The 26,044-nt window shown below is 67.4% G+C and carries 27 protein-coding genes and 2 pseudogenes; 15 read left to right on the forward strand and 14 right to left on the reverse strand.

Annotated elements, in window-relative coordinates; translation table 11 throughout:
- Positions 1 to 37: 37 nt before the first annotated feature.
- Complete coding sequence (locus IEY87_RS26175; RefSeq protein ID WP_189141409.1) at positions 38 to 1,060, forward strand: aldo/keto reductase; 1,023 nt, start codon at positions 38 to 40, stop codon at positions 1,058 to 1,060.
- 54 nt (positions 1,061 to 1,114) lie between these two features.
- On the opposite strand, the gene IEY87_RS26180 is transcribed toward IEY87_RS26175, so the two are convergent.
- The 3 genes from IEY87_RS26180 to IEY87_RS45990 form a co-directional block, all read right to left on the reverse strand.
- A complete protein-coding gene (locus tag IEY87_RS26180; protein ID WP_189141410.1) occupies positions 1,115 to 2,341 on the reverse strand; it encodes a glycoside hydrolase family 16 protein in 1,227 nt (408 codons plus the stop codon).
- A gap of 166 nt (positions 2,342 to 2,507) precedes the next feature.
- Complete coding sequence (locus IEY87_RS26185; protein ID WP_189141411.1) at positions 2,508 to 3,110, reverse strand: pyridoxamine 5'-phosphate oxidase family protein; 603 nt, start codon at positions 3,108 to 3,110, stop codon at positions 2,508 to 2,510.
- Positions 3,111 to 3,155: 45 nt separating this feature from the next.
- A complete protein-coding gene (locus IEY87_RS45990) occupies positions 3,156 to 3,281 on the reverse strand; it encodes an SDR family oxidoreductase (RefSeq protein WP_225277677.1) in 126 nt (41 codons plus the stop codon).
- Between the two features lie 116 nt (positions 3,282 to 3,397).
- On the opposite strand from IEY87_RS45990, the pseudogene IEY87_RS47225 reads away from it, so the two are divergent.
- Positions 3,398 to 3,625, forward strand: a pseudogene (locus IEY87_RS47225) (hypothetical protein); the annotation flags it as partial.
- Between the two features lie 543 nt (positions 3,626 to 4,168).
- Here the strand turns inward: IEY87_RS47225 and IEY87_RS26200 are convergent.
- Together IEY87_RS26200 and IEY87_RS26205 are read right to left on the reverse strand one after the other, a co-directional pair.
- Positions 4,169 to 4,489 (reverse strand): DUF5713 family protein, encoded by a 321-nt coding sequence (locus IEY87_RS26200; protein ID WP_189141412.1) that lies wholly within the window; start codon positions 4,487 to 4,489, stop codon positions 4,169 to 4,171.
- A 54-nt stretch (positions 4,490 to 4,543) separates the two neighbouring features.
- Positions 4,544 to 5,398: an SDR family oxidoreductase gene (locus tag IEY87_RS26205; RefSeq protein WP_189141413.1), complete on the reverse strand. Its 855-nt coding sequence runs from the start codon at positions 5,396 to 5,398 to the stop codon at positions 4,544 to 4,546.
- 131 nt (positions 5,399 to 5,529) lie between these two features.
- On the opposite strand from IEY87_RS26205, the gene IEY87_RS26210 reads away from it, so the two are divergent.
- On the forward strand, positions 5,530 to 6,375 hold the full coding sequence (locus IEY87_RS26210) for a LysR family transcriptional regulator (RefSeq protein ID WP_189141414.1): 846 nt from the start codon (positions 5,530 to 5,532) through the stop codon (positions 6,373 to 6,375).
- A 1-nt stretch (position 6,376) separates the two neighbouring features.
- Here the strand turns inward: IEY87_RS26210 and IEY87_RS26215 are convergent, their stop codons facing one another.
- Positions 6,377 to 8,242, reverse strand: coding sequence for a BMP family ABC transporter substrate-binding protein (locus IEY87_RS26215; protein WP_189141415.1), 1,866 nt, complete (start codon positions 8,240 to 8,242; stop codon positions 6,377 to 6,379).
- A 171-nt stretch (positions 8,243 to 8,413) separates the two neighbouring features.
- On the opposite strand from IEY87_RS26215, the gene IEY87_RS46770 reads away from it, so the two are divergent.
- A complete protein-coding gene (locus tag IEY87_RS46770) occupies positions 8,414 to 8,545 on the forward strand; it encodes a hypothetical protein (RefSeq protein WP_263652669.1) in 132 nt (43 codons plus the stop codon).
- 52 nt (positions 8,546 to 8,597) lie between these two features.
- Here the strand turns inward: IEY87_RS46770 and IEY87_RS26220 are convergent, their stop codons facing one another.
- Positions 8,598 to 9,359: a helix-turn-helix domain-containing protein gene (locus IEY87_RS26220; protein WP_189141416.1), complete on the reverse strand. Its 762-nt coding sequence runs from the start codon at positions 9,357 to 9,359 to the stop codon at positions 8,598 to 8,600.
- 100 nt (positions 9,360 to 9,459) lie between these two features.
- Between IEY87_RS26220 and IEY87_RS26225 the strand changes: the two genes are divergently transcribed.
- Complete coding sequence (locus IEY87_RS26225; RefSeq protein ID WP_225277678.1) at positions 9,460 to 10,275, forward strand: siderophore-interacting protein; 816 nt, start codon at positions 9,460 to 9,462, stop codon at positions 10,273 to 10,275.
- A 5-nt stretch (positions 10,276 to 10,280) separates the two neighbouring features.
- Here IEY87_RS26225 and IEY87_RS26230 read toward each other — a convergent pair whose 3' ends face one another.
- Entirely contained in the window at positions 10,281 to 11,126 is an 846-nt protein-coding gene (locus IEY87_RS26230) for a helix-turn-helix transcriptional regulator (RefSeq protein WP_189141417.1), read from the reverse strand.
- A 272-nt stretch (positions 11,127 to 11,398) separates the two neighbouring features.
- Between IEY87_RS26230 and IEY87_RS26235 the strand changes: the two genes are divergently transcribed.
- Positions 11,399 to 11,869, forward strand: a complete 471-nt coding sequence (locus IEY87_RS26235) for a hypothetical protein (RefSeq protein WP_189141418.1) — start codon at positions 11,399 to 11,401, stop codon at positions 11,867 to 11,869.
- Between the two features lie 297 nt (positions 11,870 to 12,166).
- Here the strand turns inward: IEY87_RS26235 and IEY87_RS26240 are convergent, their stop codons facing one another.
- Positions 12,167 to 12,823 carry an alpha/beta fold hydrolase gene (locus tag IEY87_RS26240; protein ID WP_189141419.1) on the reverse strand — a complete coding sequence of 219 codons (657 nt, stop codon included), beginning with the start codon at positions 12,821 to 12,823 and terminating at the stop codon, positions 12,167 to 12,169.
- Between the two features lie 396 nt (positions 12,824 to 13,219).
- On the opposite strand from IEY87_RS26240, the gene IEY87_RS26245 reads away from it, so the two are divergent.
- The 3 genes from IEY87_RS26245 to IEY87_RS26255 all read left to right on the forward strand — a co-directional run bounded on the left by IEY87_RS26245 (position 13,220) and on the right by IEY87_RS26255 (position 16,023).
- On the forward strand, positions 13,220 to 14,104 hold the full coding sequence (locus IEY87_RS26245; protein WP_194511337.1) for an SGNH/GDSL hydrolase family protein: 885 nt from the start codon (positions 13,220 to 13,222) through the stop codon (positions 14,102 to 14,104).
- A 295-nt stretch (positions 14,105 to 14,399) separates the two neighbouring features.
- Complete coding sequence (locus tag IEY87_RS26250; RefSeq protein WP_189141421.1) at positions 14,400 to 15,002, forward strand: hypothetical protein; 603 nt, start codon at positions 14,400 to 14,402, stop codon at positions 15,000 to 15,002.
- Between the two features lie 37 nt (positions 15,003 to 15,039).
- Positions 15,040 to 16,023 (forward strand): serine hydrolase domain-containing protein, encoded by a 984-nt coding sequence (locus tag IEY87_RS26255; protein ID WP_189141422.1) that lies wholly within the window; start codon positions 15,040 to 15,042, stop codon positions 16,021 to 16,023.
- Positions 16,024 to 16,035: 12 nt separating this feature from the next.
- Here the strand turns inward: IEY87_RS26255 and IEY87_RS26260 are convergent, their stop codons facing one another.
- Both IEY87_RS26260 and IEY87_RS26265 read right to left on the reverse strand, forming a co-directional pair.
- Positions 16,036 to 16,524, reverse strand: coding sequence for a 2'-5' RNA ligase family protein (locus IEY87_RS26260; RefSeq protein WP_225277687.1), 489 nt, complete (start codon positions 16,522 to 16,524; stop codon positions 16,036 to 16,038).
- Positions 16,525 to 16,718: 194 nt separating this feature from the next.
- The gene (locus IEY87_RS26265; protein WP_189141424.1) at positions 16,719 to 18,137 is read right to left on the reverse strand and encodes an SNIPE associated domain-containing protein; all 1,419 of its coding nucleotides are present in this window, start codon (positions 18,135 to 18,137) and stop codon (positions 16,719 to 16,721) included.
- A 267-nt stretch (positions 18,138 to 18,404) separates the two neighbouring features.
- Here IEY87_RS26265 and IEY87_RS26270 point away from each other — a divergent pair, with 267 nt between their 5' ends.
- Positions 18,405 to 19,193, forward strand: a complete 789-nt coding sequence (locus tag IEY87_RS26270; RefSeq protein ID WP_189141425.1) for an NAD(P)H-binding protein — start codon at positions 18,405 to 18,407, stop codon at positions 19,191 to 19,193.
- A 117-nt stretch (positions 19,194 to 19,310) separates the two neighbouring features.
- Here IEY87_RS26270 and IEY87_RS26275 read toward each other — a convergent pair whose 3' ends face one another.
- Positions 19,311 to 19,841, reverse strand: a complete 531-nt coding sequence (locus IEY87_RS26275) for a hypothetical protein (protein ID WP_189141426.1) — start codon at positions 19,839 to 19,841, stop codon at positions 19,311 to 19,313.
- A gap of 324 nt (positions 19,842 to 20,165) precedes the next feature.
- Between IEY87_RS26275 and IEY87_RS26280 the strand changes: the two genes are divergently transcribed.
- From IEY87_RS26280 to cutA, 3 genes and pseudogenes are all read left to right on the forward strand, one after another.
- Entirely contained in the window at positions 20,166 to 20,450 is a 285-nt protein-coding gene (locus tag IEY87_RS26280) for a hypothetical protein (RefSeq protein ID WP_189141427.1), read from the forward strand.
- A gap of 161 nt (positions 20,451 to 20,611) precedes the next feature.
- The gene (locus tag IEY87_RS26285; RefSeq protein WP_189141428.1) at positions 20,612 to 21,343 is read left to right on the forward strand and encodes a hypothetical protein; all 732 of its coding nucleotides are present in this window, start codon (positions 20,612 to 20,614) and stop codon (positions 21,341 to 21,343) included.
- Positions 21,344 to 21,692: 349 nt separating this feature from the next.
- A pseudogene (gene cutA / locus IEY87_RS26290) lies at positions 21,693 to 22,024 on the forward strand (divalent-cation tolerance protein CutA).
- On the opposite strand, the gene IEY87_RS26295 reads toward cutA, so the two are convergent.
- Both IEY87_RS26295 and IEY87_RS26300 read right to left on the reverse strand, forming a co-directional pair.
- Complete coding sequence (locus tag IEY87_RS26295; protein WP_189141429.1) at positions 21,990 to 22,337, reverse strand: hypothetical protein; 348 nt, start codon at positions 22,335 to 22,337, stop codon at positions 21,990 to 21,992. The pseudogene cutA and the gene IEY87_RS26295 sit on opposite strands and share 35 nt — an antisense overlap.
- Positions 22,338 to 23,426: 1,089 nt before the next feature.
- Positions 23,427 to 23,822, reverse strand: a complete 396-nt coding sequence (locus tag IEY87_RS26300) for an SCO4402 family protein (RefSeq protein WP_189141430.1) — start codon at positions 23,820 to 23,822, stop codon at positions 23,427 to 23,429.
- 303 nt (positions 23,823 to 24,125) lie between these two features.
- Here IEY87_RS26300 and IEY87_RS26305 point away from each other — a divergent pair, with 303 nt between their 5' ends.
- On the forward strand, positions 24,126 to 24,470 hold the full coding sequence (locus IEY87_RS26305) for a hypothetical protein (protein ID WP_225277679.1): 345 nt from the start codon (positions 24,126 to 24,128) through the stop codon (positions 24,468 to 24,470).
- Between the two features lie 673 nt (positions 24,471 to 25,143).
- Positions 25,144 to 25,518, forward strand: a complete 375-nt coding sequence (locus IEY87_RS26310; RefSeq protein WP_189141431.1) for a hypothetical protein — start codon at positions 25,144 to 25,146, stop codon at positions 25,516 to 25,518.
- Positions 25,519 to 26,044 lie beyond the last annotated feature (526 nt).

Below are 26,044 nucleotides of genomic sequence, written 5' to 3' on the forward strand. Positions count from 1 at the left end.
AGCGTTGACGCAGGCAATGAGCAGGGGGAGGCAGTTCATGCAGTACGAGCGACTGGGCGCCACGGGAGTTTTCGTATCCCGCATAGCGCTGGGCACCATGACCTTCGGCGGCGGCACCAACCCGCCGTGGAACATCATCGGAGGGCTCGACGACAAGGCCGCCGACGAGATCGTCGGAGTGGCTCTCGACGCCGGCGTCAACCTCGTCGACACCGCCGACATCTACGCGGGCGGCGAGTGCGAGGAGATCCTCGGCCGGGTGCTGGGCTCCCGCCGCCGGGACGTCCTCCTCGCGACCAAGCTCTTCGGGCGGATGGGCAAGGGCCCCAACGAGGTCGGGCTGTCCAGGTCGTGGGTCACGCAGGCGTTGGAGGACAGCCTCCGCCGCCTGGGAACCGACCACATCGACCTCTACCAGATCCACAGCTTCGACCCTCTCACTCCGCCCGAGGAGACCCTGAGCGCGCTCGACGACGCGGTCCGGCAAGGCAAGATCCGCTACATCGGCGCGTCGAACCTGGCCGCCTGGCAGATGATGAAGTACCTCGGGGCCGCCGAGCTCCATCACCTGAGCAGGTTCGTCTCCCAGCAGGTGTACTACTCCCTCGCCGGTCGCGACATCGAGCGGGAGATCCTGCCGATGGCCGTGGACCGCAAGCTGGCCACGCTGGTCTACAGCCCGCTGGCCGGCGGCTTCCTGTCCGGGAAGTTCGACCGTACCGGCGCCGGTGACGCCGGCAGCCGGCGTGCGCAGGCCGATGTCCCGCCGGTCGACCCCGAGCGCGGATACGACATCGTCGACGCCCTGCGCGTGGTGGCCGAGCGGCACGGCGCCGGCGTCGCCCAGGTGGCCATCGCCTGGACGCTCGCCCAGCCCGGCGTCACCAGCGCGATCGTCGGCGCCCGCCGCCCCGGCCAGCTGTCCGACACCCTGGCAGCCGTGGACCTGCGGCTCACCGGCGACGACCTGAAAGAGCTCGACGCCGCCAGCGCCCTTCCCGTCCCCTACCCGGACTGGGGCCAGGGCCGGCCCGCCGACCGGTTCCCCGCGCACGTCTGATCGCCGGGGAAGCCCCTCCCCGCGGTTGGTCCGCGGGGAGGGGGCTAGGTGCTGTCAGGCGCGGGTCCACTTCTGGTTGGGGGCGCCGGTGCAGTCCCAGAGGTGGAGCTGGGCACCGTTGGCGGTGTTGTGGCCTGCTATGTCCACGCATCGGTTGGCGGCGATGTTGACGAGGTCGCCTGCGGGGCTGAGGGTGAAGCGCTGGGCCGCGGTGCCGTTGCAGGTGTAGAGCTGGATCGCGGTGCCGTTGGCGGTGCCGGCCGCCGCGGCGTCCATGCACTTGCCCATCGCGCGGATCGTGCCGTCGCCGTTGATGGACCACTGCTGGGCGGCGGTGCCGTTGCAGTCGTACATCTGCAGCCGGGCGGCGTCCACGGGGTTGGCGGCGGGGATGTCGATGCAGCGGCCGTTCAGGTTGGACCGCAGCGCGGTGCCGGTGCCGGGGTTGTCGTTGGTCCAGGCGGAGACGCGGACGTAGTCGATCAGCATCGTCTGCGGGAACGAGGTGCTGCCGTCCGGGTTGCCCGGCCAGTTACCACCGACCGCCACGTTCAGGATCATGAAGAACGGGTGGTCGAAGACCCACCGGTTGCCGCGGATGCCGGCCGGGGTGATGCGGAAGTACTCCGAGCCGTCCAGGTACCAGACGATGAGGTTGGGCGACCAGTCGACCGCGTACGTGTGGAAGGCGTCGCCCAGCGGCGCGCCCACCGTGCGGCTGCCGCCGATGCCGGCGCCGCCGGAGTAGCCGGGGCCGTGCACGGTGCCGTGGACGGTGTTCGTGATGTGACCGACGTTCTCCATGATGTCGATCTCGCCGGTGTTCGGCCAGTCGCCGCCGCCGAGCATCCAGAACGCCGGCCAGATGCCCTGGCCCCTGGGGATCTTGATGCTGGCCTCGAAGCGGCCGTACGCCTGGCTGAACTTGTCGGCGGTCAGGACGCGGCCGGAGGTGTAGCGGCAGGTGCCGTAGTGGCACTGCAGGTTGGACGGGTTCTCCTGGCGGGCGGTGATGGCCAGGCGGCCCTGCCCGTCGTGCTGCACGTTGCGGGTGGAGTTGGTGTAGTACTGCAGCTCGTTGTTGCCCCAGCCGCCGCCACCGGTGTCGAACTTCCACTTGGTGCCGTCGAGGGGCGTCCCCGCCGGTTTGTCGAACTCGTCGGCCCAGGTGACGGGACCGATGGCGGCCGCGGCCGGCTCGTTGCTCGTGAGGGCGACAAAGCCGCTGGTCAGGGTGAGGAGCATGGCCGCGGCCGTGAGGAGAAGCCGGGGTTTACGCATGAAGACCTCCGGTCTGTGGCCTGCCGGGCACGGGCTTCTCGCCCACGCCGTCACGGAGGTGCGGGGCGTGCGCCGACTGTGCGTACCGGGAGGACCTTTACTGCCTGATTGAGAGGATGTAACACCCGGGTCATCACGCCTGTCAATAAGAAGCTTTACTTATTATTTATCCCGGGCCGAGGCGTTCCGGGGTCGGCGGCAGCGGCAGCGGGAGGCCGGGCAACCCGTCCATGCTGACGGCCACGTGCTCCTTCTTCTCGAAGTAGGCGCTCAGGGACTCGTCATCCTCACGGGCGAAGCGCCGACCGTGCAGATCCCGATCCTCCTCGTACGCCATCAACGGCACCGCGTAGCCGCAGGTGTCCCGGATGAGCTCGGCGTGCACGACGATGACGGCCCGCAGCCCGTGCAGGCCGGAGTCGATGTCGGGGAAGTACGCCATCAGCTCGTGCCAACGAGGGTCGTCCCGGAAGACCGGCTCGCCCCGCCCATGGACGCGCACGATGTTCGGCGGCCCCTGGAAGGCGCACCACATGAGGGTGATCCGGCCGTTCTCCCGCAGATGGGCGACGGTCTCGGCGTTGCTGCCGGCGAAGTCGAGGTAGGCCACGGTGACCTCGTCGATGACCGCGAAGGACCCGGTCAGCCCCTTGGGCGACAGATTGACCGTACCGGTCGGCGACAGAGGCGCCGTCGCGGTGAAGAACATCGGCTGCGCCTCGATGAACTCCCGCAACCGCCCGTCAATGCGTTCATAGCTTTTCCCCATACCGGATTATCTCCGGATACCGTCAAAGTCCGAAGCCACGGCCCATCACACGGCGAAGCGGACACCGCCGCCGTCGACGAGGATGGTGGCGCCGCTGATGTAGTCGGCGTAGCCGCCGCACAGGTAGGCGACGGCTCCGGCGATCTCGTCGGGGCGACCGAAGCGTCCCACGTCGTTCGGCACCCACTCGCTGGACGCGGTGTGCTGGATCTGGTCCCAGGTGCCGGACCAGCCGAAGGAAGGACGGATCGGTGCAGCAGGATAGGGGCGAGCGCGCCCACCACAAGATGGTCCAGGTCCGGCTGGCCGTGGCGAGCGATCCGGACACCCCCGCAGACATCCTCGAAGCCATGGCGGCCGACCCCTCCCGCAGGGTCAGGCGCGCTCTGGCGGCTCGGAGCGACGCGCCGTCCGGATTGCTGCGCGCACTCGCCGGGGCCCAGGATCGGAAGACCCGTCAGATCCTGGTCGAGAATCCCGCCTGTCCCCCGGATGCCCTGGTCGCCTTGGCCGACGATCCGCACCGGTCGGTCCGCTGGTCCGTGCCGGGCCATCCGGCTGCCGGTGTCGAGATCCGCCGGGCCATCTGCCGGTCCGCGGACGAGGTCCTGCGCCGGCTGCTCGCCGAGAGGCCGGGGCTGGACGAGGAGACGAACGCGGCCCTCGCCGGGGACGCCTCCCCGGACGTCCGAGCCGGCCTGGCAGCGCACACGCATGACGCGGACATCCTCGCCGGTCTGACAGCCGACACCGATGCCAAGGTCCGCGTCGGCGCGGCGCAGAATCCGCACCTCACACCGGATCAACTCCGTCTTCTCGCGAACGACAGGATCGCAGCCGTGCGTATGTCCGCCGTGAGGTCGGAAGAACTCCCCCATGACGAGTTGCGACGGCTTGCTCATGATCACTCGGTCGACGTGCGGTGGTGGCTCGCCGCCGGGAGCACCACACCGGAAGCCGTCTTACGGATCCTCACCGAGGACCCCCATCCCGATGTGGCGAGACAGGCCAGAGACAACCTTGACGCTCTTGCGCAGAGCCGTCCGTCACCCCGGGGGTCACCAGTCGCGGGTCGCGACCAGTTCTTCCGCGTCCGCGTCAGCGAAGCCGTACGCCTGTGCCACGAACCAGAAGTCCTCGGCGATCTCCTCCCGGGCCGTGGTCTCGATGTCGGCCTCCAGCTCGTTGAACTCTTCCGTGGCCGCGTGAGTGAGGGCGTACAGCGCCGTGAGGTCCGACGGCTGCTCGGCCTCGATCCGCTCGCACAGGCGCAGCAGGATCCCTCTGCCCTGGTCGACGACGTGGTCAGGGAAGAAGCCGTCCCGGTGCATGGCCTGGAGGAAGCTGTAGCCGTTTATGCGCGGGTTGGTGGGCGGCACTCTGGTCTCCTCGGGGTGATCGGGTGTGCCGATCCTGCACCACGCCACCGACAACTACGGGATCGCCGGCGCCAGCACCTCCCGCAGCGGCACCGGCGGCCGCCCGAGCAAGCGGCCGAGGGCCGGGTCGACCTGGGCGAACTCGCCTTGGCGGCTCGCGGCGAACATGCTGACGAGCAGGTCCGCCGCCCCCTCCGGGACCCCGTGGGCGACCAGCCCGGCCCGGAACTCGGCGTCCGGCACGACCACCCGGCGGATGGTCCGGCCCGTCAGCTCGGAGGCGAGCGCCGCGACACCGGTCATGTCGATCGCCTCCGCCCCGGTGAGCGCGGGAGTCGTACCGTCGAGAACGTCCTCCGTCAGCGCGATCGCCGCCGCCTCGGCCAGGTCGCCGTGGGAGGTCCAGGAGACCGGGCCGTCCTTAGGCACGGCCAGTTCGCCCGTCCGGAGAGCCGTGCCGACCAGCATGAGGGCCGACGTCGCGTAGAAACCGTTGCGGAGGCTGGTGAAGCGCGCCCCCGATCGCGCCAGCGCCGCCTCGGTGGCGGCGTGGTCGAGCATCGGCCCGAAGAGCGAGGACGGGCTCGACCCCATGTGGCTGGTGTAGACGATGCGCTCGGCCCCGGCCTTGGCCGCCACGTCGATCGCCGTCCGGTGCAGGCGCACCGCCGTCTCACCGTGCGTGTCCACCGACACGACGAGCACCCGGGTCGCCGCCTCGAACGCGTGCTCAAGGCTCGACGCGTCGGCGAAGTCCCCCCGCCGGACCCGAACTCCCCGCTCCGCCAACTCCCGCGCCCCCTCAGGATCTCGTACGCACACGCCGACGCGTTCCGGCGCGACCCGGTCGAGCAGCCGCTCCACGACCGCCCGCCCGAGCTTCCCGTTCGCACCGCTGACAATGATCATGGTTCCTCCACTCGGTGACCCGCCCAGGCGCTGGGCGCGCAGTCAGACCTTGCCGCGCGATGCCCCCGCACGGGAAGGATCGCGGGGCTCCGGGTTGTTACCCTGCGGGACATACCGATCGGAGGCGGGCCATGGAATCACGACCGCTGCGTCACTTCGTCGCCGTCGCCGAAGAGCTCAACTTCGCCCGCGCGGCCGAACGGCTGGGCATCTCCTCCCCGCCCCTGTCCCGCACCATCAGCCGGCTCGAGGCCGAGCTGGGCGTCACCCTGTTCGAGCGGACCACGCACAGCGTCACCCTGACCCCGGCCGGGACCGTACTGCTCGAACAGGCGCGCATCGCCCTCGAAGCCCTGCGGGCCGCCGCGCGGCGGGCCCAGCGCGCCGCCGCCACCGAGCCGAAACTGGTCCTGGCGGTCAAGGCCGACAGCGACGCCGGGTTGCTGGATGCCATCCTCACCCGGCTGGCGGCCGACCCCGCGGCGCTCCCGGTCACGATCCGGCTGTGCGGGTGGGGCGAGCAACCGGCCCTGCTGCGCCAGGGCGAGGCCGACGCCGCCCTGATCTACGTGCCGTTCGACCAGACCGGCCTCGACTTCGAGACGGTGGCCGTCGAGCCGCGCGTCGCCGCCGTCCCGGCCGGACACCCGCTCGCCGCACGCGGCCACGCCCGCTTCGCGGAGCTCGGCCTGCCCATCTCCGAACCGGTACGTCCCGACGAGCTCCGCCGGTTCCTCGATCAGGTCGTCGACGAGTACGGCATCCGCGACCTGCCCCAGCTGCTCAAACTCGTCGAACTCGGCGAGATCATCACCCTGCTGCCCGAGTCCATCGTCGCCCGCTACCCCCGGCCGGGCGTCGCCTACCTCAGCCTCCCGGACACCCCGCCCGCGACCCTCGCCATCGCCTGGCCGCAGCAGTCCCGATCACCGGCCACCGCGGCCCTCGTCCGCGCCGCCACATTCTCGGCGACGTGAGCTACGAGACTCCGCCGTCGGCCACCCGCCGCTTGATCTCGTCCAGCCGGGCCCTGATGGCGGTGAGCCCGGTGCCCGCCGGGAGATAGTCGATGACGCCGGCCCGCACGCCGTACTCCTTCTGCCCGGACTGGACGCGGCCCGCGGCGGCGGAGCGCAGATAGTCGAGGACGACGACGTCGATCCGCTTGACGATCGAGGTGACGAAGACCTGGCGCAACTCCTCGTCCACGCCCTTGGACTCGTCGGCGTCCGCGCCGATGACCAGGGCGCCGGCGTCATGGGCGGCCCGGGTGATCCCCTGGTTCGAGTTGTCCGCCGCCTGGAAGACCACCTCGCCACCGGCCCGGAACAGGCGGCCGGCCAGAGCCTCGGCCTTCCCGCGATCGTCGTATCCGCTGTAGTCAGGGGCCACGGACACGTACGCGGTGGCGATCCGGATGTCCGCGTCGACCGCCTTCACCCCGGCGGCGAACCCGGCGGCCACGCGCTCGACCTCCGGCTCACCCTTGACCGCCCCGATGAACCCGACCGTCTTCTTCGTGGCGGTGAGGGCCGCCACCGCGCCCGCGAGGTATCCGGCTTCCTGCTCGTTGAAGACCAGGTTGGTGACGTTCGGCCCCATTGTCTCCCGGCTGTCGACGATGGCGAAGCGCACCTTCGGGAACTCCGCCGCCACCACCCTGACCGCCTGGGAGTACGGGAATCCGATGGCGAGGATCGGATCGTGGCCGCTGCGGGCGAGCGAGCGCAGCCGTTCGGCCTTCACCGCCTCGCTCTCGCCCGCGACCGCCTCCACCTCGCTGACGGACAGGCCGAGCTCGTCCTGGGCGCGGGCGATGCCCGGCAACGCCGACTCGTTGAACCACCCGTCATGCCGCCCGCCGACGTCCATGACGAACCCCACTTTGCTCGCCGTGGCCGGCGGGGGCCGGGAGGAGGCGGACGGCCAGAGCCAGACGCCGGCGGAGATCGCGACGGCGAGCACCACGCCCGCCGAGGCCACCACGGCCCGCCGTCGCCTGCGCCGCGGGCCGATCGGGAACGTGGTCTCGTCGGACCGGGCGGGAGTCTGGCCGACCAGGTGGAGCATGATGTCGGCCGCGCTCGGACGCCGGTCCGGGTCCTTGTCCAGGCAGCGTTCGAGCAGAGGGCGCAGGACCGCGGGCACCCCGGTGAGGTCGGGGGCCGAGGTGAGGATGGAGTACAGGACGGCGGGCACGCCGTTGTTCTGGAACAGCGGCCGTCCGGTGGCCGCGAACACCATGGTGCTCGCCCAGCTGAAGATGTCGGCCGCGGCCCTGACGGGCATGTCGGAGATCTGCTCGGGCGACATGTACGTCGGTGTGCCGATGATGCCGCTGCTCGTCACGGTGAACGAGTCGAAGGCGCGGGCGATGCCGAAGTCGATCACACGCGGCCCGTCGGGCCCGAGCAGCACGTTGCTGGGCTTGAAGTCACGGTGCACGACCCCGGCGGCGTGAATCGCCGCCAGCGCGTTCGCCGTGCCGAGCGCGAGCCGTACCAGCTCGTCCTCACCCAGCGCGCCGCGCTCGCGCACCCGCACGTCCAGCGACACGCCCTCGACGTACTCACTCACGATGTACGGCCGGTCGCCCGCCATGTCCACCTCGATGACGCGAGCCGTCGAGAACGCGGCCACCCGCCGCGCGGCCTCCACCTCACGCACGAACCTGCGGTGCGCGGTCTCGTCGAGCGCGTGGTGCAGATGCAGCACCTTGACCGCGACCCGCCCGCCCTCGGGCGCCTCGGCCAGATACACCGTCCCCTGCCCGCCCTCGCCCAGCCGGCCGAGCACCCGGTAGGCGCCCAACCATTCGGGCTCATCAGGCCGTAACTTCGGCATATCACCTCCGTCGTATCTCTACGACGATAGGGGATCGGGCTTCTCGCGCACGGAGCCGTACACGATGGCCTGAACCATGTCCCTGGTGACGATTTCCGGTGGCGCGGTGACCAGGGTGAACAGCGCGCCGCCGTAGAGGGCGATCAGGGTGGGGATCTTTCCAACCGCATCATGCGGGCGGCGTCCCGGCAGTCGCGGCTGGCCTCCCAGACGGGCGTGGCCACCTGGATCCGCGACCTGCTGCTGCGCGCCGTCCCGACCCGGCTGGCCACCCGGCCACTCGCCGCGCTCTGGCACGCCTGAAGCCGCGGCCGTACAGCGTCCCGGCTTCGCCGACGTGACGGGCCCGGCGAGGCTACTTCGCGTCGTCGCGCAGCTCTGCCTGGTAGCGGCCCGGGGTCTGGCCGACGACCTCGGTGAACGCCTCGATGAGGCTGGTGGGGTTGGACCACCCGCACTCCATCGCGGTGTCGGTCACGGACCGGCCGTCGGTGAGATAGATCAGGGCGTGGTGGATGCGCAGGACCGTGCGCCAGCGGCGGAAGCTCATCCCGAGCTCGGTGTGGAACAACCGGCTCAGGGTGCGCTCGCTCGCGCCCACGGTCCGTCCCAGCTCGGCCAGGGTCACGGCCCGGCCGGGATCGGCGTGCAGGAGATCGGTGACGGCCCGCAGCCGGTCGTCACGGGGTTCGGGCAGGTGCAGCGACTGCTCGGGGGCCACGGCGAGCTCGTCGACGACCACCGCGCGCAGTCGTTCGTAGACGCCGGGGCGGACCTCACTCCGATCGGTCAGCGCCAGGAGGGCCTCCCGCAGCAGGGGACTCACCGCGAACACGCTGGGGTGTGCCACGAGCTCGCCGCACAGCTCCAGGGGAACGACGACGAGGCGGACATCGGTCCTGCCGTAGATGCGATGGGAGTGGGCGTATCCCGGCGGCGTCCACGTCACCCTGTTGGCCGGCGCGACCCACGTCCCGCGTTCGGTCGTGGTGGCCAAGGCGCCGGAGGCCGGGTACACCAGCTGGCCCTGACTGTGGGAGTGGGCGCCGAGGTGGAAACCGTGCGGGAGCCACCCTCCGCGCAGAGGTGTCGGGGGAGGTTGGCGGCTTTCCGGCATCGGGCAGCAGTTTACCGGTGGCGCGGCGCTCATCGACAGGCGAACGATGGCGTCATGAACCCCACATCCCTCGGAGCACCCGTTGGCTAGCCTCGGATCGATGGCGATGGCATCCAGATACCGGCGCCCCGGCCATCGGCGGATGTTGAACCTGACCGTCCGGGGACGCGAGCGGATCAGCCCGCACTTCGTGTCCGTCACGCTGGGCGGAGACGACTTCCAGCACCTCGATCGGTCCGGGTACGACCAGGCGGGCCGCCTCTTCTTCCCCCGCCCCGGCCAGGACGGATTCGTCATCCCGAGCAGCGACAAGTGGATGCGCCAGTACGCCCTCCTGTCGGCCGCGAAGCGACCACGGGTCAGGATGTATTCGATCCGGCGCTTCAGGCCGGAGATGTCCGAGATCGACATCGAAGTGGTCATCCATGAGGAGAGCCCGGGCACGCCCGCCGCCGCCGGGTCCGCCTGGGCGCTGGCGGCAGAGCCCGGTGACCAGGTCGGCTTCCTCGACGAGGGCTACTGCTACGTGCCCACACCCGACGCCACCTGGCAGCTTCTCGTGGGGGACGAGAGCGCACTGCCGGCCGTCCTCGCGATCCTGGAGCGCTCCGCCGACGCGCTGCCCGCCGAGGTGTTCCTCGAAGTCCCCGCCGACGAGGACGTCCGCCACGAGGTCACCGCGAACGCCAGGATCCACTGGTTGCCCCGCAACGATCCCGCCACCAAGCCGGGCACGCTCGCACTCCAGGCCGTGAAGGACGCACACCTGCGTCCAGGCCCCTTCTACACCTGGACCGCGGGCGAGTCCGCGCTCCCCACCGGCCTGCGCAGGCATCTCGTCAACGACCGCGACATCCCCAGATCCGACATCGCCTTCCTCGGCTACTGGAAACACGGCAGAGCCAGCCTCGGCTGACCTCGCTATTCGACGAGAGATTGCGTACCGAGAACGATGGCGAGTGCGAGGCGCTCGGCGTCCTCCGTGCCAGGTTCGGCGGTGTAGACCATGATGCGCAGATCGTCGGCGGCGACGACGAGTACGTCGCAGTCGAGGGTGATGTGGCCGACCGAGGGGTGATCGATGGTCTTGCGCCTCGACGGGTCCTGGCGCAGTTCGGGGGCGCCGGACCGCCAGAGCTCGGCGAAGCGCGGGCTCTGCGCGGTGAGCTCGTTGATGAGCCGCTTGAGCGCTCGATCGCCGGGATACCGTGCGGCGGTCAGCCGCAGGTCGGCGACCAGTCCAGCCTCGAAATCGGCGCTCTCTTCCGGGCTGTGGATGACCCGGGTGCCGGGGCCGACGAGATTACGCCAGACGGCGTTGCGTTCGATCCCGCGCCAGGTCGTGGTCCCGCCCATGAGCGCGTCGTACGGCGCGTTGGCCAGGACGAGCGTCCAGCTGGCGTCGTACACGATGACCGGGGTGTGCGCCAGCCGGTCGAGCAGCCGCTGCACGCTCGCCGTGACGCGCGACGGAACGACGTCACGCCCGGGAGCGGCGTGCCCGGCCAGCCGGAAGAGCAGGTCGCGCTCCGCGTCGGACAGGCGCAGGGCGCGGGCGAGCGACTCCACGACCTGCACCGAGGGCGAGGTCGCCCGCCCCTGCTCCAGCCGGGTCAGATAGTCGGCCGAGATGCCCGCGAGCCCGGCGAGCTCTTCGCGACGCAGCCCGGCCGCTCGGCGGCGCCCGCCCACGGGCATCCCGATCGTCTCCGGCGCGACCCGGTCCCGCCAACGGCGCACCATCCGGCCGAACTCCCATGACTCCACATTTCCAGTGTCGGGGAAGGCGCCGGCGTTGTCCTGGCCCTGACAGTCCTACGACATCGGACCGACTGCCTGGCCGGCGACGAAGCCCGAGCCGCGTTCGGCGAACTGAGCGACGGCGCCGGCCGACATCGACGCGGACGTCCCCCTGCTTCTGCACGCACTCGGTCACCGCCCTGCGTGAGCCGTGCTGGTGATCGCCGCTCCAGGGACGATTCCGCCGATTTTTCGTTAGGATGTGAGATCCGACTCGCTCTCCCGTTGTGAGGACCAGCATGGCGGATGAGCCTGCGAAGCCGCGAAGGCTTACCGTCTACGCCGAAGCCGCCGCCATTCTTGCTCTTGTCGTTGCGATTGTCGGCGTGATCGTGGCAGCGTTCGCCTTGCAGCACGACAAGGACGTCGCCGCCGAAAACTCGGGAGCCACTCCCGCAGTGACGGTCACCCAGTACGTCCAACGTACGGAAAGCCAGAACCCGCAGGATGCCGCCTCCGCCTCTCCCTCGCCCGGTTTCTGGGGCGTGGTCGGCGTCGTGGTCCTGACCTTGATCAGCGGCCTGATCGCCGGCGTTCTGGTTTTTCTTTCCTGGGAATTGGTCTCCGACCTGGGCGCCTTCCTCACCATGACCATGATCGCGGGCGCACACACTTTTCTGCTTTCCCTTATGGGCATCAATCTGATCTGGGCAGTGATTCTGGCGATAGTGTTCGCGGCAATCGGATTCTTGACCAACGTGTTCGCCTAGCACAGATTTCCCCCCGCCATCGGCGCCGTCCCCGGTGACCGAGTCGACCTGACGGTTCGCCGAGATGCTCGTCCTGATCGCCAGAATCCCGAACCGGCCACATGTGCGGACTTTTACATGGCCATCGGCAATCCCTGACAGGATGCTTTCGCCTGGGCCACGCCGCACTGGCCCAGCTCATCCTGCGTCAGGCCCTGCCCACGGGGATCCCGCCTCTCAAGAGTTGACGTACTCCCCCACCTGGACCGCCTCTGCCGCATCCGGCGAGCACCGGATGCGGCAGAGGCGTCAGCGATGTCACGGCAGGACCTGGACCAGATAGTCGGCCAGCTCTCCCGGCCGCGACAGCATCACCATGTGGCTGCCGGGCATCTCGTCCGGGGTGATGCCGAGTCGCTCCTTCACATGGCGGCGCACGAAGTCCGGGACGAAGCAGCGGTCGTCCCGGCACAGCAGGTACCTCGTCGGAACGTCCGGCCAGGCGGCCAGCGGCCAGGGCTCGCGACCCGCCCGGTCCATGCTCATGTTCTCGGCGAGCGCGCCGTCGTGGGCCAGCACCCGCTCGGCCAGCTCACGCGGAACGTCGTGCAGGTAGAGCTCGTAGACGTCATCGATGCCGGACGAGCGCCGGCCGCTGCGTTCCCACCAGTCGTCCGGTGACTCGCCAGGGCTCGGGATCATGGCGGTCACCAGCACGAGCGCGGCAGCCTTGACCCGCGCGCAGACGAGCGGGCCCACGAACCCGCCCCACGAATGAGCCACCACGACCAGGTCCCGACGCTCGCCGATCGCCTGGACGACGGCATCCGCGTAGTCCCACAGCCCCGCCCGCGGGTCGGACACCGGCAGATTTACCGCGACCGTGTCCTGCCCACGCTCGCGCAGCTCGGCTTCGAGCAGGTGCCAGTCGAAGGCGCTCCCGCCGCCGCCGTGAATGAGTACGAAGGTTGTCATGGTGATGATGACTGGCGGCGGCCCGGAAACTCATCGCCGATCCCCTCCGGCCGGCCCACTGATCATGAAGCATCGGACGCTCCCAGCCACGCATCGGTGCTGAATTGGATCGTTCCCTACAGGAAAATCAGAGCTCGGACACCTGACTCATCGACTTACCTGTCCATGAGAACGAGCGACAGGCCGACCGGATGCGTTGTGACCCTTTTCATAGAATCGAGTTCGGTTCCCATGATTTCCGGAAAGTTTATGCGGAAGCGGCGGTCAAGTCGGTTTGAGAATTGCCGTGCCGGTCGCTTCATTTATGGCATCATGCTCTCGCCGTCAGACCTCGACGGCAGTCATCACAAGGGGGAACTGTCGATGCTCACGCGCAGTAGATTCATCGCAGGTATCATGAGCTTCGTCGTGGGAGGTGGCTTAATGTGGGCGGCGGCTCCGGCCGGCGCTCAAGTCACATCACGTTTGAACGTGGTGGCGCTGGGTGACTCCATCGCCGCCGGTACGGGCGCGGGGGATTACGAGCCCGGCACCGAGCGGACCTGCTATCGCAGTCGAAACTCCGCCTCCACGCTTATCGTCGAACAATTCAAAAATCGTGGAACCGAGGTGAATTTCGACAACGTCACCTGCAGCGGCGCCGCCATCGCGGATCTGCGGAAGACGTTCAATGGGGAGCCTCCGCAGCTCGACGCGCTGGACCAGGAGACCGACCTGGTGACGCTGACCGTCGGCGGCAACGATATCGACCTCGCCGCATTCGGCCTGGCCTGCCTTCAGGGCAACTGCACAGGCACGGCCACCACGGCGCTCCTCAATCGCATTCCCGGGCTGACGCCCACCCTTGGCGACTTACTCGCCGAGATCCAGCAGCGCAGCCCGCGCGCCCAGATCATCCTGACCGGGTACGGCAGAATCGTCAGCAACGCCCCCAACCCTCCAGGCGTGGCACTCGACCCGATCTGTGGCGCCGGCCTGCTCACCGACGCGGAGCGCGTAAGCGGCGGCCAGATCTTCGCGGCGCTGGACGCGGCCCTGTCTGAAGCCGCGCAATCCGCCAGGGCGGACGGGATCAACGTAAACTTCGTCAGCCCTTACCTGAATTCGACCACACTCAGGCCAGAATTCGCGGGGCATTCGCTGTGCGAGTCGACCGCTCCGTTCTACCGGGGATTCGACGCCCTCGGAGCCGGCCAGGAAGGCGTGGTCGCAGTGCTCCACCTCAACCAGCAAGGCCACGCCGCACTGGCCAACCTCATCCTGCAAGACGCTCCCCGATGAAACCCTTCAAGGGCTTGCTACGGCCCCAGGTGACGAGCTGAGCCCGATATCGTCCGACAACCCTGCCGCATCCGGTGCCCACCGGATGCGGCAGACGGCTCGCCGGCGACTCTGCGACCAGGGGTTCCAATCGTCGGTCGGGCCGTCTGATGGGTACCCCAGCGGAAGGCCGCGCCGGCGCCTGAGAATCCGGCGAGTGCCACGCCAGGCTCATACTGACGCCCTTCCCGCTCCGGCGAACGTCCGACCATCGCAGCCCTGACCTCGGAGACCCGTACTCGGTACGCTGATCGTCATGGGATCTGGTGAGGCGTCTCTGCGCCTGAAGGACGTGACGTCGGCGTTGGAGACCGCTCTCACCACCCTGAGGGCCGTGGGCGCCGCCCCGGACTACCGTGTAGGTGGCACGAGCGCCGCGCTGCTGCAAGGCGTACAGCTTCCCGTCGGAGACGTCGACCTCTTGATGGCCCGGCGGGAAGATGTCGACACGGTAGCCGCCGCCCTCTCGTCCTTTCCCTGCCTGTACGCGACATCGTGGCTCCCCCAGAGTTCGCAGTACTTCGCCAGGTACGAGGTGAACAAGGTGACTTTGGAAATCAGCACGGTCGAGCAGGAGACCGACTCCGACGGGATGGAATGCATCGGCCGTGGCCCCTGGGAGCACTACGTCCTGATCACCTATGGCTCCCACCGTGTTCCTGTGGTGCGCCTGGAACTACGGCTGGCCACAGAGCTCCTGCGTGATCGGCCCGATCGATACCACCCCCTCCTCGACCACCTGGCAGCGCAGGGCTTCGACCCAGATCTTCTGGACAGGGCCATGACGGCCCGTGGTCTGTCAGCGGAACAACGACACCTGGTCAACAACCGCCTGGGAACCGCGACAAGGTCAGCCTGAAGTGATGCCGTCGAGCTCCGACCGAACAGCACCCGCGATGCGGCTGCGGGACCGGACCGCCGCGCTGACCAGCCTGGCCGGCTACGGCGTCCACGATCCACTCATGGTCGGCGTGCAGCAGGACGGCACACCGCCTGTCTTCCTGACCAATGGACGGACCGCAGCCGGCGAGCCGTTGACCGCCGACACGATCGCCTACACCGCATCGCTGTCCAAACAGATCACGGCCGCCTGCGCGGCTCTACTCGTGCGACAGGGCGAACTGGACACCGAATCGACTTTGGCGCAGTGGATGCCCGAGCTCCCCACGTGGGCGGGCACCATACGCGTGCGCCATCTGATCTCCCACACGAGCGGTCTGCCCGAGGGCATCGAATTCGACGTTCTCCATCGCGCGAAGCTCGACCACACCAGCGCCGGCGTCATCCACGCGCTTGCCCGCCTCGACCACCTCGTCAGCACACCAGGGACCGAACACCGCTACTGCAACGCCGGCTACATCTGCCTGGCCGCCATCATCGAACGCGCGGCGAGCCGGCCGTTGCCCGACTTCGCCCGCGAGCACGTGTTCACCCCGCTCGGGATGACCAGCAGCCAGTACTGGTCCAGCCCAGCCCCGCATCCCCCCGGAGCCGTACCCCTCGACTCGCACTACCCGGCACCGCTGTCGATCGGCGACGGCGGGGTCTGGTCCACAGCCCCGGACCTCATCCGCTGGAACCAGGCCCTTGAACGCGACGAACTGAGCGTCTCCGCACTCCTGCAGACGCCCGGCCACCTGGACGACGGCACACAACTCGACTACGCATGGGCCCTCGGCGTCCGCGAGCACGCAGGCCGGCGGATCTACCGGCACGGCGGTAGCTGGGCCGGGCTGAACGCACAACTCGTCCGCCTCGCCGATCAACGCTCCAGCTTCGTCATCATCGCCCTGGACGACGACCGAGACCGCACCGCCACGTTGACCCAAGCCATGATCGAGGAACTCACAACCCAGAGTCGTACCAGCCAAGCCCGATAGCGACACCTACTGTCACGCCACAAGTAGCGGAAACTCGGCGTACGGGTGCCAAAGCTCGCCATCGCAGACGAAGAGACTGACCGACGCGACGTCGGCAGTCACCGGCAGTCGTACGGTGAGCGCGGTTTCCACCTCGTCGAGCACCTGGCCTTGCTGGTCGTGGGCGACCGTCAGGTGTGGGATGACCTCCTTGAACTGTCCACCGTAGGGTGGCGCTTCCGGCCACCGCGCCACGACAGCCTCCGTCAGCGCCCGAAACGGCTGGTCAGGCGTCGGCGCGAGGTAGAGCACGTCAGGGAACCGTCGGCATGCGTCGAAGCGGACGGCGAAAGGGCTGTGCCTCCCGAAGAGCGCCCTGAGGTCGTGGATCACTGCGGTGTCGATACGTGCGACGTCCAGAAACGGTACGAGCACGGTCACGTGCGCGGGGACCCCCGCCGAAGCGGAGGGGTCAAAACGCCGCCGCCAGCCCCCCACCAATGGCTCGGCTTCTTCCACCACAGCGATCAAGGCCGTTTCACCTGCTCGGTACCGTCCCGAAGTGCCGTCCGACATGCTCGGATAATGTCAGGCCACACGGGCCGTTGCCACGCGTTACGCCGGGGCCGCAACACCGAACGACCCGGCCCCTGCCGCCGCCCAGGCTGCACGCCCGGGCAGAGGACGCTCATCCCATCCGCTGCCCCCGGGTGGCGCTACGTTGGCAAGGCGGTTCCAGTCGCGACCGACTGCCGCCACTCCAGGGCTTCGGCTGTGTCGCGGTACTCCAGGAGGTGTTGACCGGCGATCTTCTGCAGCAGGTCACGCACCTCGGCGGGCGTCGCGTGGAAGAATTCTCGTCGCAGGTTCACCTTGTTGAGCCGATGATCGCTGAGCTCTGAGTGCAGTCGCGCCTCCAAGCCCACCGCATCCTCACTGAAGATCAGCGCATGCGTGTCGAACCTGAACGGCACCGACGCGTCACCCAGCTCACGTACACGGTCTTCAGGCTCCAACCGACGAGTCATGCCGATCTTCACGACGTTCTCTCCAAAAGCGCCGATGTTGGAGATGACATACACGTACCCGGCCCGGGTGTTCGCTTCGCGGGCCTCGACGTCGGCGACTGCCACGCCGATCTCTTCCAGCTTGGCTTTCAGCTCGTCCACGCTTTCCGCGGCCGCGGTGCCGTTCTTCATCAGCTTGGCCAGCGCCGACCGATAGTGCGCCTCCTCCTTGCGCAGGCGCGCCTTCTCTCGCTCGAACTCGCGGCGTGCGGCCTCCTCCTCGCGCTGCTGCTCGCGCTGCGCACGGATGAGTTCTTTCTCTGCCTCCTGCTTGGCCAAGTAGTCAGCCGTCAGCTCCAGCTCATGGATCCGCGTGCGGTGATAGTCGGGATGGACATGGATGTGCATCGTTCGTCCCAGCTTGACGATCGTCTCCACGACCTTCTCCAGCCGATCGATCGCGGACTGCAGTTTGTACGGGCGCATGGTTCGCACGCAGTTGTCCGCCTCAGCGTTGTAGGCGCGCAGCATCAGCTTGGAGAAGTCACGCACCATCTTGCGTCCTTCCGCTGCTGACCCGTTCACTTGCCAGTTGGTGGCGCCGACGACGGCTTGCCCTTTTCGGGCCATCTCCTTGATGCGTGCCTTCACCTGCGCGAGCCGGTCCTTATAGGCCACCGCGTCGCTCAGCGGATGGCGGTATTCATAGACACCCACCTCTTGGAGCAGGACGGTCTCCTCGGTCTGCACGACCCGTCGTTCTGTCTCATTAAGGCGTCGGGCGGCGTCGTCGATGGCGGTCTGTAGTCCTGCGTGCTCTACATGTAGGGCCTCGGTCATCGCTGCGATGCGCATGGCGTCCATGCCGCCCAGTCGCTCCACCCATTGGCGTAGCTGGGCGTTCTCCTCTTCGAGTCGTTTCTTGCCGCCGAAGAGTCCTCCGCTCTTGCGTTCCGGTGGCTGTGGTGGGTTCGGGGCTGGTGCAGCCGATGTCGTCTCAATGATCCAGAACTCCCAGTTTGAAGGAGCCGGCGGCCATGACGGATCTGGTTGCCATCCCTGAGGAGGCTTCCACTGCCGAGGAGGGACCGGCCAGCCAGGGGGAGAGTTGAACCGATACTCGGGCATGAGCGCTCCTCTCAGGCAGACGACAAGTCGTACACAGGTGAGATAGCCGTGAGCACTAAAAGAGTTACAAGAAGCGAGCATCCCGAGCCGCCTGTGCAGTATGAGGCGAATATGTAGGCGCCGCGGCTTGCTCGTAAGGGCTTGGCCTCCCAACGTCGGCCCCTGGCACTTGAGCACCCCTGGTAAAGCCGTGACCGGAAAAATCAGTGGCGCGGCGTCACCCGGCGGGAGTTCACTGGTGCGACCGTTCGCAAAGGGAGTCTTTCAGTGATCGCGATTTCAGCCGCTTCCGGTGCGCTCGGCCGCCTCGTCATCAGCCATCTGCGCAGCCGGGCGGAGGTGGTGGCCGTGGTGCGTGATCCCGAACGGGCTCCCGAAGGCGTTCCGGTACGGCACGGCGACTACGACGACCCGGCGAGTCTGCGTGAGGCCTTCGACGGGGCCGACCGTCTCCTGCTGATCTCCTCCCCGGAACTGGATCCCACCCGCAGGATCAGGCAGCACCTGGCCGCCGTGGCCGCCGCCAAAGACGTCGGCGTCGGCGCCATCGTCTTCACCAGCTTCCTGGGAGCCGATACCGTCGCCACCGGCATGACTGAGGCCTATCACGCGACCGAACAGGCCATCCTTGACAGCGGTCTGCCGTACACGCTGTTGCGTCATCCCTTCTACAGCGACGCGTTCGTCCCGCAGGTCTCCAGCGGAGAAATCACCAGCAGCACCGGGGGCCGCAGCCTGAACACGGCATTCCGGTCGGACTTGGCCGAGGCGGCGGCGAACGTGCTGACGGGCGAGGGACACTGGGGCCAGGCGTACGACTTCACCGGATCTCTGTGGAGCTATCCCGAGGTGGCCAGGGCGCTGGAAGTGACCTACCGCGAGGTGCCGGACGCCGTCCCGGGCCCCATGAGCTGGATCTCTGCCCAGGTACGCGCGGGCGCGTTGGAACGACAGACCCCTGATCTGGAGCGAGTGCTCGGAAGGCCCGCCGAAACGGTCATCTCTCATGTCCTGGACCGTCATGCGCCGCAGGTTCTCCAACGACGAAGGCTCTGACTCCGTGTGACCGAATGGGTTGTCTTGGAATCGTGTTGGCCACCGGCGCCTTCCTGGCGTTCCTCTACTCGCTCACGGACGACTCGGTCATCTATGACGCGGAAGTACTTCAAGCGGTCACGAGAGGTGATTCACCGTCTCCGCCGTCCTGCGGAGCGTCGCGCCGCCCCACCTGTAGGTCTGGCTGACGATCAGGTCTGGACAGCATCTGGGGGCCTTTTCGCTGACCGCTTTGCCGTACAGGCGCACATGCCCGCCCCGGATCCTGACTTTCAGGGACCTGAAGTAGCGGTTCTCCCCGAGTTTCCCGAGCAAGTGCGGGACCGACGACCCGGCGGCTCCGTCGTAGACGAAGGCGATCAAGGGATTGCTCGATGTCGGGCTCGGGCAAGATGACACGACGACGGTCTCACGCCTTCCATCACGGGTAAGGTCGCCGACGGCCGCGACCCGGGCGCGCACGACGTACCAGGCGGCATGCGGCCCCGGTTCGGGGCAGTTCAGACTCGGCTCCACTACGGACGCCCAATCGACCCGGTCCAGCCGGTCGGCATTCCCCGCGATGGTGGCGCCCTGTGCCGCTGCACTGTCCACGGTGGCTGCGTTGGCGACGCTTCCGCCCAGGACGACCGTCAGGCAGGCGGCCAAGGAGGCGACGCTGGTCCTGGCTCCGTATCGGCGGGCTCTGCGGTGACTCATGTGCTCGGTAAGGGAGGTCATAGTCAGTCAGACGCCGGATATTTCGGAAATGTTGTGGGCTGTGGGTCAGCGCCGCAAAGCAACTCGCCGCCCGTGATGACGACGAGGACGACGGGAATCGAACCCGCGCTATCAGCGTGGGAACTGCATCGATCATGGCCGGATGAGGGGGCCAAGCTGGGCGACGAGTCGGTCCTGAGCGACCGTGGTTGCCCCCTCGGCAACCCCTCTTAGTGGCCCGCTTCAATGGCCTGACGCGGGGAGGATGAGGGGATGAATACACAGGTCGCAGCCGAGATCGCGGAGGAGTATCTTGCGCGTTGGCGCCGCCTCGCGGTCTACTCGGAGCTCGCCGTCATGGAGGAGAACGGCGACAAAGACTGGGAGAACGTCGTCGGGCGTAATGGCGAGGAGCACAAGGTGCTGATGTACGTGCTCCCGGAAGCCGACGACTGCCTCCGGATGGTCGTGGCGGTGAATGACACAAGACTCCGCTCGGCCGTCACGCCGTTGACCCGTGACGCGATCATGCGACCGGATGGCGCCTACGTCGAGTAGTTCCCGAGGCTGCGCACCTGCGCGTACCCCGCCCGCCTGATCATCCCGGCTGCCGCCGACCCGCCGCCGGGGAAACGGGCCAGGACCACGGGGTCAAGATGGGGCGTCCTGGATCCGGGCTACAATCCACGCCTGTAGGAGGCGTCAGCCATACTGCAACAGTGGCGATCAAGAATGTGGCCGGTTCCCTGTCAGATCCACTTGCGCTGATCAAGCAGACCGATTGGGCCTCGCTCGAGCACGCCTTGGGGCCGGCCGAGGATACCCCTGCCGCGCTGGCCGGCCTTCTAATCGGTGCCCCAGAGGCCAGAGCCAAAGCTGTCGCTCACCTCAACGATCCAGTGCATCATCAGAACTCTCTCTACTCGGCGACAGTCCCGGCGGCCCTGTATATCGCCGCGATCCTCAGCGATCCGCGCACAGACACCTTGATGCCCGGTGGCGAGGAGGGCCAGTGGTATCCGTTACGTCAGGCATTGCTGGACTGGCTGGGATCCATAACCGACGAAGTCGGCAACGATGCCGAAGCGACGCTGCTGCGCCTGGGTTTCTCACCGGAGGAATATCCGGCTTTCACGGAGCTCCGAGCCATCCGCCCAATGCTCTTCCACACCGTGTCCACGTTCTTTCAAGACGCCGACCCCACCGTCCGGGAAGCGGCTCTCGCCGCTGCCGTCCCGCTCTTGGATGCCCCAGAACTCACCCACCATCAAGCCGGCCTCGCTCCACTTGTGCACAGCGTCCTGGCTACCAGTTCGAACCGGGTCTACCGGGCCATTGCCGTAGACGGCCTCGGTGCATGGGGCGAAGAGACCGCTTCGCTGGTCGAGCAGGCAGATTTAGGGGGTGCGCCCTGGGCAGCAGGAACGTTCGGCGGGGATCCGCCTTTTTGATCTGCGGTCGTACTCACATGAGCCCAGCGACGCTGATCAGCCACGTTATCCGGTGAGCCAGGGCGAGGAACGAACCCTGGATCGTCGATCGCCCCCGACCATGCATGGCGTCCAGCCATGCAGTGGCGATCGTAGGGCTGCATCTGTGCGGCGGCGCGGCAACCCCGGTCAGAGCGTTCGGTCAGTCCGGCGGGGCCGGCGTGCGGTGCCCGGCCCGGTGTCCCGCCGCCGTTCGGGACCGGCCCCCAGGCCGCACGCCCGCACGGCGGGCGGGCGGAGGGCCGAGGGTACGGCGGCGCGCCGCGCCGCCGCTTGATCCCTACAAGAACGATTCGGCAGTGTGATCGGCATGGCCGAGTTTCTTGAAGTGCATGTCACCGTGCCGGATCGTGACGAGGCTGAGCGGATCGCCTCGGCGGTGGTCACTCGACGCCTGGCTGCGGCGGTCCAGTTCGTTGCTCCGGTCACGTCGGTCTATTGGTGGCGTGGGGAGATCAACCGGGCTGATGAGTGGCTGTTGTTCATGAAGACACGGCTGAGCGGTTCGACGAGCTCGCCGCGTGCGTACGGGCGTTGCACTCCTATGAGATGCCGCAGATCATCACCGTTCCGCTGGCAGCCGGTCCAGCGGACTACCTGGAGTGGATCAGGCAGGAGACGACCCCAGAGTCCGACGTGTAGAGATCAGGTCGCCGAGGAGTTCACGTGCTGCGGGATCCTTGTGGGCGGCGAGTGTCTTCTCCACAGTGCCCAGGTGTTGCAGGCCCCACGTCGACTCGGTGCGCTGAGCGGACTCCAGGGCTCGACGCGCGTAGGTGATGCCAGTGGGGATGTCGCCGATCTGGAACTGACCTTGGGCGACGTCGGCGTAGATGACGGCGATGTGCTTGTGGTCGGCGTCTTCGCCAACAGAGCTGAGAGCGTGTTGCCCGGCTGCGATCACCTGGCGTTCGTCGCCCGGCCGTACGTGAACGGAGAGTTGAAAGACAGCCATGCGATCGGCGTCGAGAAAGCGGGTCCAGGCGCGCTCACAATGCGGGCGGGCGCGATCGAACGCCTCTTCTGCTTGAACGTGACCGTTCCACCGCCTGGCGGTCGCCTAGGGTGGCGAGGCTTTCGGCCTCAAGGCAGAGCAGCCATGCCCGCGTGGCGTCGTCACCGTGAGCAAGTAGGAACTGCTGCGCCTGTCGGACCACCTCAAGGGCTGGCCGCCCTTCCACCGCGTACGCTCGATAGGCGTGAGTGCACGCTTGGATGATCGGCTGCCCGCTCTCCTTGGCCGCGAGCGCTGAGACACGGTCGAACAATGCAGACCCGCGACGAAGACGCCAACGAGGGCGAGGCTGGGGCGCTGGTCCCGACAAGGTGATCAAGAGCCAATGGCCCGTTGCTGGCCCGCGAAGATCTAACAGGTCCAAACAAGATCAAAGCCCAGGTGCCGAATCCATCGGTCCACCTGGGCTTTCGTGATGAGAGCGGGCGACGGGAATCGAACCCGCGCTATCAGCTTGGGAACTGCACGGACCACCGCACGTGAGGGCTCTGAGCTGGGCGGAAACGCGGTCGCGAGTGACCGTGATTGACCCCTCGTTACCCTGTCTAATCGCACGCTGATTGCACGACGATCAGCCTGCTACCTGCGGTTTCACGCCTCGTACGGATCAGACAGAGCGATGGCGTCCCGGGCAGGAATCCCCCGACGGCCCGCTACCTGGAGGCGTTCCCGGACCTGTCGGGGCGTCCGCGGTCGAAAGCCCGGACCCCCGCAACCACACGAGTGGAAGTCCAAGCCGGCGTACAGGACGGCACCCAACGCCCGCCAAGCCGGACTATCACGCCGACGTGGTGCAGCGAAGTCTCGCCCCGCGTCAATCATGTGCTCCTGGCAGCGATTACAGAGCTGGGGTCGCTGCTCCGGGCGTCGCTTGGTAGTCACACGGCAAGGCAAACACACGTAGTGGATCTTGTAGGTGTCCGCGCTATACCGGCACATGCCGCCAGGCTACGCGAGTATCGGCGCACTGCGCGCACGCCGGCCGCCTGCCTGACGCTCCTATGTACAAGGGCGTTGCGCGAAGTTCCATCATGACCTTGGCTTGCCGGAGGACAAGGCGAGGTAGGCGACGTCGGCCGAGTCCAGGACGTTGATCCACTCAGGATGGTCGAGATAGGCGTTGTCTGGAGCGGTAGGGCCGAGGTCATCGAGGACACGCAAGAGGGCGTCCACCACCATCTGGACGAGGTCGGCTTCTCGCTGATCAACGAAAAGGTGGGGAATCAGTGCTCGTGCGCCGTTTTGGTCGATGAAGGTGTCGTCGATGAGCCAGTGCACGGCAGCAGTGAGATCCGGCAATCCCTTCTCGGATCGCCAGTGTTGGTCCTGATAGTCGCGGTCACCTAAGGCTCGTAGTGCATGGAGCACGTCTTCGCGTCGCCCTGGCCACCGAACCCGCTGTTCGCCCAGATGCCCTTCCTCCACGGGAGCCAAGCTACTTGCGACTTGTCCATGTCCCGTCGTTGTGGGCGTGGTGGTCGGCGGCGAGGGCCCGGTAGATCACATCTGACAGGTGCCGTTGCAGGACGCGGAAGCCGCCTTTGGTGGTGTCTCGGGTGGTTTCCTGGCATCGCTTCAGTAGGGCTCGGGCGCCTGCGTGGCCGCGAGCTTGGGTGATGGCGATGCGATGCCCTGAGATCATCCCGTCGGCCCCGTACGGACCTGCCCGCGAGAGCATCTCGGAGCCGGAGAGCCTGCGCCAGGGGCATCCATAGCACCCTGTACAGCATGGTGACGAGCAACCAAGCCTCAGAGAACCAAATCTGGTTGGAGGTGCGGCCCGCGCTCGGGGATGTGGAGCTGAACGAGTTGTTCAACGCGTCGTGGCCTGATCATCGCCCTGCTTCGTTCTCGGGGATGCTGGCCCGCAGTCTCTGCTGGGTGGCCGCATACCGTGAGGGCGCGCTGGTGGGCTTCGTCAACGTGGCCACCGATGGTGGTATTCATGCTTTCATCCTCGATACCACCGTGCACCCCCCGAGTTCCTCGACAGGGGGTGGATGTGCGATTGGTGCAGCGTGCTGCTCAGGAAGCACGTTCACGTGGTGCCAGGTGGTTGCACGTCGACTATGAGCCACACCTCGAAGAGTTCTACGCGCGATGCGGGTTCCGACCAACTGCTGCCGGGCTCATGCAACTTTGATCATTAGCGTCGTGGGCAGCGGCGCGCCGCGAGGCCGGCGGGTTCATTGCCGCCGGAAGCACTGTCTGCGGCCGTACAGCATCACCCTGGCAAGCCAGACGACAGTGGGCAGGACGATCAACAGAACGGCCAAGCCGGCCCCGACAGCAAGCTCGGCGTAACTCCACAACTCGATCGCAGGCTCATCGTGATCCACCCTGCGAGGTTAGCCGTGCAGGAGAGGCGCGGACGTACGCAAGAACGATCTACGAGGCAACAGCAACCGCGCCCTGAGACGAGAAGCCGAGAGACGAGGGTGGCACGCGGGGGCTCGGGGGGTCGTCCCCCCCGACCAGCACAAGAGCCCCGCGAAGCCGACCCGAAGGGACGGCGAGCAGGGCTCTCCAAGAGAGCGGGAGACGGGAATCGAACCCGCGCTATCAGCTTGGGAACTGCACCGATCATGACCGCCGGACCACCGGGAGCCTGGTCAGCACCGATTACGCTCCGTCCGGGAGTGACCGTGGTTGACCCCTCGTTACCCCGTCTAATTGCACGCTAATTGCACGACGATCAGCCCCTGACCTCTTGCTTCGGCCCCCGCACCGTGGTCCGCTCTTCCTCGTGAGCCATGATCGGTACCCCGGATTACTCTCCCTCCCCCTGCGCTTCCCGAACCGCCGCTTCCGGGTGTGGAGCTACGTTCCCTCATTCAGCGGGCTCGTTCTTCGGACGGAGTTCGAACCCGCCGCACTTCACATCGAATTGCTGTTCCAGGGCGTACGGCGGATCGACCTCCCCATCACGATGGCCGACGGGCTCATGGTGGACGCTGAACATCCGAGCACCGACCAAGACACTGCGATCTTCCGGCTCAGCAACGACCGGTTCTCCGGCCAGGTGCATTCTGACTACCTGTTCCTCGCCCAGGAAGAACGATCGCGATACAGCCCCTTCTCACTCTTCCACGGCTACCTGCAAAGCGATTTTGAGCGTTGACAACGCGCACCCCGCCCGCCTGATCATCCCGTCTGCCGTCGACCCGCCCGAAGGGGAAGCGGGCCAGGGCCACGGATACCAGATGGAGCGCCCCACTGGACGAACGATCTGGTAACCGTGGCCCTGGTCTGCTCGGCTTGTCCCGGGTCGATGGCGGGCGGGATGATCAGGCTTCCACCTCAACCACATGCGGCCCTGTGTACGTGCTTCGGCGATCATCCCGGAGTCGGAGCGCCCCGCCGGAGGCGTGATTGTTGCGGGTCGTCATTCGGCATACGGGATGCTTGGCCGTCAGATGCCAGGCAGTGCGGCCTCGATGAGAAATCGGTGGTTATGAGCGGTGAATGCGCCCTCTGAGCAGATGCGCTCATGGAGCCGCTGCAGCGGCCGCTCATAGCGTTTGAGATCGAAGTCGAAAATTTGCCACGGGACGGCTCGTAGGTGGAAGACCACAGCACCTATGTGAGGTGCCTAGCAGATTCCGGACAGTCGACTACATAAGCTGACAGAAGTCTGGAAGAGGTAG

The sequence above is a fragment of the Nonomuraea glycinis genome (assembly GCF_014646515.1).
GTDB classification, from domain to species: Bacteria; Actinomycetota; Actinomycetes; order Streptosporangiales; family Streptosporangiaceae; genus Nonomuraea; species Nonomuraea glycinis.

Coding starts and splice junctions, on each gene's coding strand:
- IEY87_RS26175 (WP_189141409.1), top strand. CDS start 38: ATGCAGTACGAGCGACTGGGCGCCACGGGAGTTTTCGTATCCCGCATA.
- IEY87_RS26180 (WP_189141410.1), bottom strand. CDS start 2,341: ATGCGTAAACCCCGGCTTCTCCTCACGGCCGCGGCCATGCTCCTCACC.
- IEY87_RS26185 (WP_189141411.1), bottom strand. CDS start 3,110: ATGGGGAAAAGCTATGAACGCATTGACGGGCGGTTGCGGGAGTTCATC.
- IEY87_RS26205 (WP_189141413.1), bottom strand. CDS start 5,398: ATGATCATTGTCAGCGGTGCGAACGGGAAGCTCGGGCGGGCGGTCGTG.
- IEY87_RS26210 (WP_189141414.1), top strand. CDS start 5,530: ATGGAATCACGACCGCTGCGTCACTTCGTCGCCGTCGCCGAAGAGCTC.
- IEY87_RS26215 (WP_189141415.1), bottom strand. CDS start 8,242: ATGCCGAAGTTACGGCCTGATGAGCCCGAATGGTTGGGCGCCTACCGG.
- IEY87_RS46770 (WP_263652669.1), top strand. CDS start 8,414: ATGCGGGCGGCGTCCCGGCAGTCGCGGCTGGCCTCCCAGACGGGCGTG.
- IEY87_RS26220 (WP_189141416.1), bottom strand. CDS start 9,359: ATGCCGGAAAGCCGCCAACCTCCCCCGACACCTCTGCGCGGAGGGTGG.
- IEY87_RS26225 (WP_225277678.1), top strand. CDS start 9,460: ATGGCGATGGCATCCAGATACCGGCGCCCCGGCCATCGGCGGATGTTG.
- IEY87_RS26235 (WP_189141418.1), top strand. CDS start 11,399: ATGGCGGATGAGCCTGCGAAGCCGCGAAGGCTTACCGTCTACGCCGAA.
- IEY87_RS26240 (WP_189141419.1), bottom strand. CDS start 12,823: ATGACAACCTTCGTACTCATTCACGGCGGCGGCGGGAGCGCCTTCGAC.
- IEY87_RS26245 (WP_194511337.1), top strand. CDS start 13,220: ATGAGCTTCGTCGTGGGAGGTGGCTTAATGTGGGCGGCGGCTCCGGCC.
- IEY87_RS26250 (WP_189141421.1), top strand. CDS start 14,400: ATGGGATCTGGTGAGGCGTCTCTGCGCCTGAAGGACGTGACGTCGGCG.
- IEY87_RS26255 (WP_189141422.1), top strand. CDS start 15,040: ATGCGGCTGCGGGACCGGACCGCCGCGCTGACCAGCCTGGCCGGCTAC.
- IEY87_RS26265 (WP_189141424.1), bottom strand. CDS start 18,137: ATGCCCGAGTATCGGTTCAACTCTCCCCCTGGCTGGCCGGTCCCTCCT.
- IEY87_RS26280 (WP_189141427.1), top strand. CDS start 20,166: ATGAATACACAGGTCGCAGCCGAGATCGCGGAGGAGTATCTTGCGCGT.
- IEY87_RS26295 (WP_189141429.1), bottom strand. CDS start 22,337: ATGGCTGTCTTTCAACTCTCCGTTCACGTACGGCCGGGCGACGAACGC.
- IEY87_RS26305 (WP_225277679.1), top strand. CDS start 24,126: ATGGTGACGAGCAACCAAGCCTCAGAGAACCAAATCTGGTTGGAGGTG.